A 9,190-nucleotide genomic window follows, 5' to 3' on the forward strand; every position below is an offset into this window, starting at 1 on the left:
GCCGACGTGGGCAGCCTCAACGGCACGTACGTCAACCGGGAGCGGATCGACTCGGTCGTCCTGTCGAACGGCGACGAGGTGCAGATCGGCGCCGTCCGAGCCCGGACGGCGCGCGCCGTGCACACCCGAACGGTGCCTTCGTAAACGTGTGCGTCTACGGCGTGGCCGCCGCCGAGTGCTGCGCGCGGCTCACGTCGTACACACCGGCCACGTTGCGCATCGCGCGCATCAGCCCCGGCAGGTGTGCGGCGTCCGGGAGTTGGAGCGTGTAGGTGTGGCGTACGCGCTGCTGGCTGGGCGGCTCCACGGTCGCCGAGACGATCGCCGCGCCCTCCAGGGCGATGACTTCGGTGAGGTCCGCCAGCAGATGCGGCCGGCCGAAGGATTCTGCGACCAAGGTGACCCGGCACTCCGCCGTGTCGCCCCAGCGCACTCCGACCTCGGTGCGCCCCAGTCCCTTCATCTGCGCCACGGCCGGGCACTCCGCGCGGTGCACGGTGACGGCTCCGCCGCGCACGGCGAAGGCCGTCACCGCGTCCGGTGGTACGGGGGTGCAGCAGCCCGCGAGCCGCGCGGTCGCGCCCGCCTGGTCGACGACCACGTTCGCCGCGGCGGGGCGTACGGCGGGCGCCGCGTCGGCGGCCCGGCGGGGTGCCGCCGTCCGACCCCTCGGGGGCTGAGCCGCGGGCCGGAGCCGGCCGGTGGACATCGCGGGAAGTGCCCCGGCGGCAGACGGATGCGCGGCCAGCCAGCGGCTGATGGCGATCCGGGCGGCGGGTGTGCGGGCGTGGTCGAGCCACTCCCTCGACGGCCCGGACGCCAGGTCCTGGCCCATGAGGAGCTGCACCGTGTCGCCGTCGCGCAGGACCGTACTGAGTGTCGCCAGACGGCCGTTGACGCGGGCTCCGATGCAGGCGTGCGCGTCCTCGCCGTACTGCGCGTACGCCGCGTCCACGCAACTGGCGCCCGCGGGCAGTCCGAGCCTGCCCCCGTCGGGACGGAACACGGTGATCTCGCCGTCCTGGGCGAGGTCCTCGCGGAGCGTCGACCAGAACGTGTCGGGATCCGGGGCCGCCTGCTGCCACTCGAGGAGCCGGGACAGCCAGCCGGGCCGGGTGGGGTCGGCGCGCTCACTCTCGGCACGCTCGCTCTCGGGGCGTTCCCCTTCGGGGCGCTCCCCGTCGGCCGCGTCCTCGGCTGCCGGGGCGTAGGGGTTGCCGAGAGCGATGACGCCGGCCTCGGCCGCCTTGTGCATCTGGTGCGTACGGATCAGGACCTCGGCGACCTCGACGGCCGCGGGGGTCCCGCCGGGCGCGTCCGTTCGCGCCCGGGGCAGGGCGACCGCGGTGTGCAGCGACTGGTAGAGGTTGAACTTCGGCACGGCGATGAAGTCCTTGAACTCCGAGACGACCGGAGTTAAACACGTGTGCAGCTCGCCCAGCACGCCGTAGCAGTCGGCGACCTCGTTCACCAGCACGAGAAGCCGTCCGAAATCGGCGCCGCGCAACTCTCCGCGTTTCCGGCGGACCCGGTACACAGACAGGAAGTGCCGCGGCCTGATGAGGACTTCGGCGGTGATGCCCGCGTCGCGCAGCACGGACCGCACCTCTTCCGCGATGTCCGCGAGCGGGTCGTCACCACGTGCGGCGTTGGCGGCGATGAGATCGCGGGTCTGCTCGTACTCCTCGGGGTGGAGGATCGCGAAGACCAAGTCCTCGAGCTCCGTCTTGAGGGCCTGCACGCCGAGGCGCTCGGCGAGCGGAATGAGCACGTCCCGGGTCACCTTGGCGATCCGCGCCTGTTTCTCGGGCCGCATGACCCCGAGCGTGCGGACGTTGTGCAGCCGGTCGGCGAGCTTGATCGACATGACGCGGACGTCGCTGCCGGTCGCGACGAGCATCTTGCGGAAGGTCTCGGGCTCGGCCGCCGCTCCGTAGTCGACCTTCTCGAGTTTGGTGACGCCGTCGACCAGATAGCGCACCTCCTCGCCGAACTCCGTGCCGACCTGATCGAGCGTCACCTCCGTGTCCTCCACAGTGTCGTGGAGGAGGGACGCGGTCAGGGTCGTCGTCTCGGCGCCGAGTTCCGCGAGGATCAGCGTCACGGCGAGCGGATGCGTGATGTACGGCTCGCCGCTCTTGCGCATCTGTCCGCGGTGCGAGGACTCGGCGAGGACGTACGCCCTGCGCAGCGGCTCGATGTCCGCGTCCGGAAAGTGCGCGCGATGGGCCTCGACCACATGACCGATGGCGTCGGGCAGCCGGTCCCGGGCCGCGGACCCGAGCAGTGCGGCCCGGCCCAGTCTGCGCAGATCGATCCGGGGGCGGCCGCGCCTGCGGTGCATGGGCGTCACTACGCTCGGCGTCGGCTGGTCTGCGGCCTCCGCACTCATGGGCACCTCCGGCTGCGTCGACCGGCGGAGCGGAGGGGGCACCCCGGGACTTCACCCCAGGGGAGTGATCGTTCCCCCGTCCGGGCCGGTGCTTGATGCTACCGAGCCCATCACGCGCCGCTCACCGGCTCTCGCCGAGCGTGAAACGGATCACCCATTCGAGCGAAGAATCAGGGGTACGCCGAGAAGGATCAGGGGCGCGCCGATGCGAGGTGCTCGTCCCGCCACCGGGCGTCGATCTCGCCTTCGGCGACGATCACGGCCGGTCCCGTCATCTCGATCTCGCCGTCCGGACGCTCCGTGATCACCAGGCGCCCGCCCGGCACATCGACGACGTACGTCACCGGGGTGCCGGTGGCCGCCGGGTCGGCGCCGTCCCTGCGGGCCGCGGCGACGGCGACGGCGCACGCGCCGGTGCCGCACGAGCGGGTCTCGCCGGCGCCGCGCTCATGGACGCGCATCGCCACGTGCCGGGGGCCGCGGTCCACGACGAACTCGACGTTCACACCCTCCGGGTAGGCCGATTCCGGGGTGACGGGCGGTGGCGCCCAGAGGGTGCCCGCCTGGTCCAGGTCGTCCACGAAGGCGATCGCGTGCGGGTTTCCCATGTTCACGTTGCGCGCGGGCCAGCTGTGCTCGCCGACGCTCACCGTGACGCTGTTCTCCGGGCCGTCCGGGAACCTGGCCTTGCCCATGCCGACGGTGACGTCCCCCGCGGCGGAGCCGCTGTCGGACACGGCCTTGGCGATGTGCACGCGCTTCACGCCCGCGCGCGTGGCGACCGCGAGATCACCTTCGCCCACATGCCCGGCTCGCTGGAGATAGCGCGCGAACACACGCACGCCGTTGCCGCACATCTCGGCGATCGAGCCGTCCCCGTTGCGGTAGTCCATGAACCACTCCGCCTGCGCCGCCATCTCCCTGGCCTCGGGGTGCGCGGCGGACCGCACGACGTGCAGCAGGCCGTCGCCGCCGATGCCCGCACGGCGGTCGCACAGCGCGGCGACGGCGGCCGGGGACAGGTCGATGGCGTTCTCCGGGTCGGGAACGATCACGAAGTCGTTCTCGGTCCCGTGCCCCTTGAGGAAGGCGATCCGCGAGCTCATTCCTCGATCGTACGGGGTCGCCCGGACACTCCGCGGTGCCGGGCCACGGGCTGAGACCGGGGCCGTGGACTCAGCGGAGCCGGGCCACGCGCCATACGGCGAGCACCACGACGCACACGACCACCACGGCGTATCCGGCGATCACGCGCCAGTCGGGGCGGCGGCCGGAACCCCGCTGAGGCAGCCCCGGCCATGTGTGGCCAACGCGGCGCGCGGCCATCATGGCCCAGCCCGCGGCGCAGGAGCTGATCAGCAGGCCGAGCATGGCGACGACGGCACCCCCGTCGCCGAACTCGAAGGCCAGCGGGAAGGCGAACATCAGGGAGCCGACCGCGGCGAGGCCCACGATGGGCGCGAGCTGCCAGATCCGCAGCCGGCGCTGCGGGCGCAGCTCGACCTCGACCTCGGCCTGCCCGGCGAGTTCGTCCGCTTCGGGGCCGTCGGTGGTCACGCCGTCCGGCGTCACGTCCGGACCGTCGGAGCTCAGTCGGACCTCGTCCTGCGCAGTGTCGTGCCCGCCGCGGCGTGCGGTGTCGTGTTCCCCACCGTGTGCGGTGTCGCGAGGGCCGGCCTCCATCGCCACGCGCCCTCCCAACTTCGGACTCTCTGGTCGATCGAAGGTCGATGATGGCATGGCCTCAGGGGGCCGGACCGCGGCCGGAGCGTCCCGATGCCATCACGTGATCAGGCTGTAACCGGTCGTTCGACCAATGCCAGGGCCTGCTCGGGGAGTTCCGGGAGATCCCCCGCGGCGCCGCTCAGCCAGTGCACGCGCGGGTCGCGACGGAACCACGAGTCCTGGCGGCGCGCGAAGCGCTTGGTGGCGCGTACGGTCTCGCCGCGCGCCTCGTCCTCGGTGCACTCCCCCGCGAGCGCCGCGAGCACCTGCTGGTAGCCGAGCGCGCGGGACGCGGTGCGGCCCTCGCGCAGCCCCTGCGACTCCAGCGCGCGAACCTCGTCGACCAGGCCCGCGTCCCACATACGGTCCACGCGCGTGGTGATGCGCTCGTCGAGCTCGGCCCGTGGCACGTCGACGCCGATCTGGACGGTGTCGTAGACGGAGTCGTGACCTGGGAGGTTGGCGGTGAAGGGCTTTCCGGTGATCTCGATGACCTCGAGGGCGCGCACGATACGGCGGCCGTTGCTGGGCAGGATGGCCCGCGCGGCCTCGGGGTCCGCGGCGGCCAGCCGTGCGTGCAGCGCACCGGACCCGCGCAGCTCCAGCTCTTCCTCCAGCGCGGCCCGTACGGCGGGGTCGGTGCCGGGGAACTCGAGGTTGTCGACGGCCCCGCGGACGTAGAGACCGGATCCGCCGACGAGGACGGGCGTGCGCCCCTCGCCGAGCAGCCGGTCGATCTCCGCGCGCGCGAGCCGCTGGTACTCGGCGACGCTCGCGGTCTCGGTGACGTCCCAGATGTCCAGGAGGTGGTGCGGGACGCCGCCGCGCTCCTCAGCCGTCAGCTTGGCGGTGCCGATGTCCATCCCCCGGTAGAGCTGCATGGAGTCGGCGTTGACGACCTCCCCTCCGAGCCGCTGGGCGAGATGGACACCCAGATCGGACTTTCCTGCCGCGGTGGGCCCGACGACGGCGATGACCCGCGGCGCGGGAGCTGCACTTCTCACCGCCCCAGTCTCGCAAACCGCAGGCCGTTGCCCGAACGAGCTACGTGACGCCACGTATCCGGGGTCGTTGCCTGTTGCGAGGTTCGGCCGCCGGTTTTCAGAGAACCGACGCCCCGGGCGGCGCAATGAGACGCACCGGGCGGCGCGGGATTTCGCTCACACGAGTAGGGTATGGAGTAGTTATGGGCGTTTTTGCACGGTTTCTCCGCAGGTCAAAGGGCAAGGAGGAGGCGTCAACCGCCGAGGCGCCGGCCGAATCGCTGACGGCCGAATCCGGAGCGGAGACGGAGGAGGCGAAGGGCTCGTCCGAGGTCGGCACCAACCCCGTCGACAACACCGACACCGACGCCGAGGCCCAGGAGACAGCGGAGGCAGACGCCGAGAAGAACACGGCGGAGAGCGTGGAGATCCCCAAGCAGCAGTCCGCGGAGGAAGCGGCCGACAACGAGGCCGGCGAGGGCGCCCGTAAGTAACTCTCCGCGAGGAAAGGTGAATCCATGGGCATCCTGGACACGTTGAAGACCAAGCTCGCCCCGGCCAGGGAAAAGGTTTCGGACTTCGCGCAGCACCACGAAGAAAAGATCGACAGAGGTCTGGACAAGGCCGCGAAGATGGTCGACGACAAGACCAAGGGCAAGTACACCGAGAAGATCCACACAGGCACGGACAAGGCCAAGGACGCCTGGGACCGACTTGCCCATAAGGAAGAGACGGAGCGCAAGGAAGCCGCAAGCGACCGCGGTGCCACTCCGCCCCCGCCGCCCCAGGATTCGCCGCCCCCTCCGACTTCCTGAACACAACAGCACAGCACGTCGGCGGACGGCCGTGGAGCAAAGGCTCCCCGGCCGTCCGCCGTTCGTCTGCGCGGTGAACCGGCGGCTACGACCAGGCCGCGACCATGTACCCCACGCCGTACGGCGCGTCCTCGTAGAGCAGGCGGCCGTCAAGGCCGGCGTCCTCGGCCGCGCCCGCGAGCACCTGCCACGGTGCGCGGCCCACCGCCTTCAGTTCGCGGGCGAGTCCCGCATCGAGGGCCTTGAGCGCCGCCACGTCCGCGCTCCCCAGCGCACGCGCGACCTCCGCGTCGAATCCCGCGGCCCGCTCGTCGAGGTATCCCGGGGCCTTGACCGTGCGGCAGGCGCTGGCGTCGCCCATCACGAGCAGCGCGACCCGGCCGGCCTGGACCGCGATCTCCCGCCCGACCTCGGCACACTGCTCCGGCGCGAGGGGTTCCCCCACGCCGAGGCCCTCGATGGGGGCGTCCGACCAGCTCGTACGCTCCAGCAGCCAGGCAGCGACCGCGAGCGAGTACGGAAGCTCCCGCTCCGGCGCCTCGCGCGCCGGACGTCCCAGGCGCACGCCGACATCCACGCCGAAGCCGCGGAACGACCCCCGCGCCCCTTCGGGGTGCACTCCGCGTCCGCTCTGTTCGGCGGGTCCCACGACGACCAGCAGATCGGGACGGGCGGCGGCGAGCACCCCGAGGGCGTCCGTACACGCTGTGCGCGCGGCATCCAGCTCGGGGGCGGCGCCGGCGGCGACCTCGGGTACGAGTATCGGGGGGCAGGGGCAGACTGCGGCGGCAACGAGCATGATCGGCAGACTACTGCTGCGGCGCTCAGTGCGCGGAGCAGCCTCCCGTGGCGGCCGGCAGCGGCGCCGGCACGCCCACCTTCGGCAGCCCCAGCAGCACGCCCGCCGGCTTCGCGGCCTCGGCGGCGTTGCGCTTCTCCCAGGCGTCGCCCGCACGGGTGCGGCGGACGTTCAGCACCTCGCCCTCGGCGAGAAGGTGGTGCGGGGCCGCGTACGTGATCTCGACCGTGACCACGTCACCGGGGCGCACCTCCTCCTCCGGCTTGGTGAAGTGCACCAGGCGGTTGTCGGGGGCGCGGCCGGAGAGGCGGTGCGTCGCGCCGTCCTTGCGGCCCTCGCCCTCGGCGACCATCAGCTCGAGCGTGCGGCCGACCTGCTTCTTGTTCTCCTCCCAGGAGATCTCCTCCTGGAGGGCGACCAGCCGCTCGTAGCGCGCCTGCACGACCTCCTTGGGGATCTGCCCGTCCATGGTCGCGGCCGGCGTGCCGGGGCGCTTGGAGTACTGGAAGGTGAAGGCCTGGGCGAAGCGGGCCTCGCGGACGGCGTGCAGGGTCTGCTCGAAGTCCTCCTCGCTCTCGCCGGGGAAGCCCACGATGATGTCGGTGGTGATCGCCGCGTGCGGGATGGCGGCCCGCACCTTCTCGATGATGCCCAGGTACCGCTCCTGGCGGTACGAGCGGCGCATGGCCTTCAGGACCGTGTCCGAGCCGGACTGCAGCGGCATGTGGAGCTGCGGCATGACGTTCGGCGTCTCGGCCATCGCGGCGATCACGTCGTCCGTGAAGTCACGCGGGTGCGGCGAGGTGAAACGGACGCGCTCCAGGCCCTCGACCTTCCCGCAGGCGCGCAGCAGCTTGCTGAAGGCCTCGCGGTCGCCTATGTCGGACCCGTAGGCGTTGACGTTCTGGCCGAGCAGCGTGATCTCCGAGACGCCCTCGGCGACCAGCGCCTCGACCTCGGCGAGGATGTCGCCGGGCCGACGGTCCTTCTCCTTGCCGCGCAGCGCCGGGACGATACAGAACGTGCAGGTGTTGTTGCAGCCCACGGAGATGGAGACCCACGCGGCGTACGCGCTCTCGCGGCGGGTCGGCAGCGTCGACGGGAACGCCTCCAGCGACTCGGCGATCTCGACCTGCGCCTCTTCCTGGATGCGGGCGCGCTCCAGCAGCACGGGCAGCTTGCCGATGTTGTGCGTGCCGAAGACGACGTCGACCCAGGGCGCCTTCTTGACGATGGTGTCGCGGTCCTTCTGCGCGAGGCAGCCGCCGACCGCGATCTGCATGCCGGGCCGGGACGCCTTCTTCGGCGCGAGGCGGCCGAGGTTGCCGTACAGCCGGTTGTCGGCGTTCTCGCGTACGGCGCAGGTGTTGAAGACGACGACGTCGGCGTCCCCGTCCGATCCCTCGGGGGCGCGCACATAGCCGGCCTCTTCGAGCAGCCCGGACAATCGCTCGGAGTCGTGGACGTTCATCTGGCACCCGTAGGTGCGGATCTCGTAGCTTCGAGTAACGCCCACTTCGTCCACTGCTCCGGCCCGGTCCCTGCTGCTGGTCATGTCTCAAGGGTAAGGGCGCGCCGGCAGCACCCACTCCATGGCCAGTCGCGGTGCCCCTAGCATCCACCACAGCCGCCACCGCGATGCATGAAGAAGCCCCCCGCGACGCGGCTGTCTGCCGCTTCGCGGCCACGGGCGAGCGGCCCGCCACGGACACCTACTGCTCCTGACCAGTCGTCCCCGTCTGCGGGACGACGCAGCTCGTGGACGGCTTGCCGGTGGGCCAGGCGAGGGCCTCGAAGCGGACGCCCTTGTCGTCGGGGTCGAGGGTGACGATGGCGACCGCCTTGTTGTAGGGGTTGCCCTTGTTGTCCAGGCAGAGCGGGCCTGTGACGCCGTAGATCCCACGGTCGCTGTCCGTGAGAGGGCCCTGATCACTGACCTGTCCCAGCGAGGGGATCGCCACGTCCTGGACCGCGGCCGCCCCCTTGATCTGCTTCACGGCGGCGTACACCGGCGACGTGAAGGTCGCGTTGCTCCTGGTAGGTGAAGATGGCCGGGTGGTTGACCGGCAGCCTCGTCTCGTAGGCAGTGAAGCGCTTCAGCACGTCCTCGGCGGTCTCGGGGGACCCGCCCCGCAGCTCCACCACGACCGGATCCGGGCGCCGCCCCAGCACTCTGCCCCGACCCCACCAGGACCCCGCCCCGACCAGCCGGCCCACCGCTTCCGCGAGGATCCCGGCCGCCCCCGACCACATGGGCGCCATCACTCTCTCCTGCCCACCACCGAACGCACTTGCTGCAACATGGTGGTGGAACTTACAGCCCTCGGGCAGGTGAGCTTCGGTCAATTCCCCTGACTCGCACGCAGATTGACCACCCCGTGCTAGGGCGCGTATCGAGTCGTGATCAATGGGTGGTCCGGGTGAGGTCTTTGAGCCAGATCATCGAGGCGCGCAGGTGGAGTCCGGCGAGATAGCT

Annotated in this window: 10 protein-coding genes; 3 read left to right on the forward strand and 7 right to left on the reverse strand. The window is 71.4% G+C overall.

Annotated elements, in window-relative coordinates:
* Positions 1 to 144 (forward strand): FHA domain-containing protein (locus tag ACWD4J_RS43695; RefSeq protein ID WP_451401137.1); only part of this gene is annotated, 144 nt, incomplete at its 5' end.
* 10 nt (positions 145 to 154) lie between these two features.
* On the opposite strand, the gene ACWD4J_RS43700 is transcribed toward ACWD4J_RS43695, so the two are convergent.
* The 4 genes from ACWD4J_RS43700 to miaA form a co-directional block, all read right to left on the reverse strand.
* Entirely contained in the window at positions 155 to 2,392 is a 2,238-nt protein-coding gene (locus ACWD4J_RS43700) for a RelA/SpoT family protein (protein ID WP_451401129.1), read from the reverse strand.
* A 191-nt stretch (positions 2,393 to 2,583) separates the two neighbouring features.
* Positions 2,584 to 3,498 (reverse strand): diaminopimelate epimerase, encoded by a 915-nt coding sequence (gene dapF / locus ACWD4J_RS43705; protein ID WP_451401130.1) that lies wholly within the window; start codon positions 3,496 to 3,498, stop codon positions 2,584 to 2,586.
* Between the two features lie 70 nt (positions 3,499 to 3,568).
* Positions 3,569 to 4,075, reverse strand: a complete 507-nt coding sequence (locus tag ACWD4J_RS43710; RefSeq protein WP_451401138.1) for a hypothetical protein — start codon at positions 4,073 to 4,075, stop codon at positions 3,569 to 3,571.
* A 107-nt stretch (positions 4,076 to 4,182) separates the two neighbouring features.
* A complete protein-coding gene (gene miaA / locus ACWD4J_RS43715; protein ID WP_451401131.1) occupies positions 4,183 to 5,121 on the reverse strand; it encodes a tRNA (adenosine(37)-N6)-dimethylallyltransferase MiaA in 939 nt (312 codons plus the stop codon).
* A 182-nt stretch (positions 5,122 to 5,303) separates the two neighbouring features.
* Between miaA and ACWD4J_RS43720 the strand changes: the two genes are divergently transcribed.
* Positions 5,304 to 5,594, forward strand: a complete 291-nt coding sequence (locus ACWD4J_RS43720; RefSeq protein WP_451401132.1) for a hypothetical protein — start codon at positions 5,304 to 5,306, stop codon at positions 5,592 to 5,594.
* 24 nt (positions 5,595 to 5,618) lie between these two features.
* Complete coding sequence (locus tag ACWD4J_RS43725) at positions 5,619 to 5,915, forward strand: antitoxin (protein ID WP_451401133.1); 297 nt, start codon at positions 5,619 to 5,621, stop codon at positions 5,913 to 5,915.
* 85 nt (positions 5,916 to 6,000) lie between these two features.
* Here ACWD4J_RS43725 and ACWD4J_RS43730 read toward each other — a convergent pair whose 3' ends face one another.
* From ACWD4J_RS43730 to ACWD4J_RS43740, 3 genes are all read right to left on the reverse strand, one after another.
* Complete coding sequence (locus ACWD4J_RS43730) at positions 6,001 to 6,714, reverse strand: class III extradiol dioxygenase subunit B-like domain-containing protein (RefSeq protein ID WP_451401134.1); 714 nt, start codon at positions 6,712 to 6,714, stop codon at positions 6,001 to 6,003.
* A gap of 25 nt (positions 6,715 to 6,739) precedes the next feature.
* On the reverse strand, positions 6,740 to 8,269 hold the full coding sequence (gene miaB / locus ACWD4J_RS43735; protein WP_451401135.1) for a tRNA (N6-isopentenyl adenosine(37)-C2)-methylthiotransferase MiaB: 1,530 nt from the start codon (positions 8,267 to 8,269) through the stop codon (positions 6,740 to 6,742).
* 157 nt (positions 8,270 to 8,426) lie between these two features.
* Positions 8,427 to 8,711, reverse strand: a complete 285-nt coding sequence (locus tag ACWD4J_RS43740) for a hypothetical protein (protein WP_451401136.1) — start codon at positions 8,709 to 8,711, stop codon at positions 8,427 to 8,429.
* Positions 8,712 to 9,190 lie beyond the last annotated feature (479 nt).

The organism is Streptomyces sp. NPDC002577 (genome assembly GCF_053594815.1).